Source organism: Vibrio sp. D173a (assembly GCF_030248475.1).
Window position 1 is genome coordinate 1 of the sequence record NZ_JAHGAH010001481.1, and the last position, 656, is coordinate 656.

The 656-nt window shown below is 45.0% G+C and carries 1 protein-coding gene; it reads left to right on the forward strand.

Features of this window, described 5'->3' with window-relative positions; genetic code table 11:
• Positions 1-295: 295 nt before the first annotated feature.
• Positions 296-656: hypothetical protein (locus KIV40_RS34205; RefSeq protein WP_285353892.1), on the forward strand; the 361-nt coding region annotated here is incomplete at its 3' end.

Here is a 656-nt window from a genome sequence, read left to right on the forward strand (position 1 = left end):
TATTGATAAAGGGGACAAACTTATGAAACTCATCGGCAAAGTGTCATAGATGAAACAGTAACGCACAAATTTAAAGTGCAGCTCAATTTCTGAACAAAGCCCTCATTACCCGACCGTAATGAGGGCTTTTTGATTCGCCTTGCTGAATCTTCATTTTGATTCTCACATTGAGATATTCACTTGATCCCCTATCTCCAGAATAACAAAAACCAAAAAAAGCACTAACTTTCAATCAGTTAATTTTTGGCACTCTGTTTGCTCTATTTAGGTTTTTAGGGACAAAAGGGAATCAACCATGAGAAAGCTACTTCCAACAATACTAACAACATCAGTCGCGCTCACCTTGTACGGATGCGGAGGCGGAGGCGGCGGAGGCGGTGGTAGCACATCAACGCCAGCAGCTACACAAAGTTTTACCGATATCTCCGTACCGAGCTCTTTTGAGTGGAGCGGATCGACTTCTCGCGATTTGACCATCAATGTTGTCAGCGACGTTTCGCAACGCGACGGTGAAGCAGCAGCGATACGCGGCTCTCACATCATCAAGCTGTACAGTATGAGCAGCGACGGTACTGACTCCCAACCTTTTTATACGGGAATGACCAATAGCGACGGCCAACTGACTAAAACATTAAGCCTGTTAGACACATGGCAAG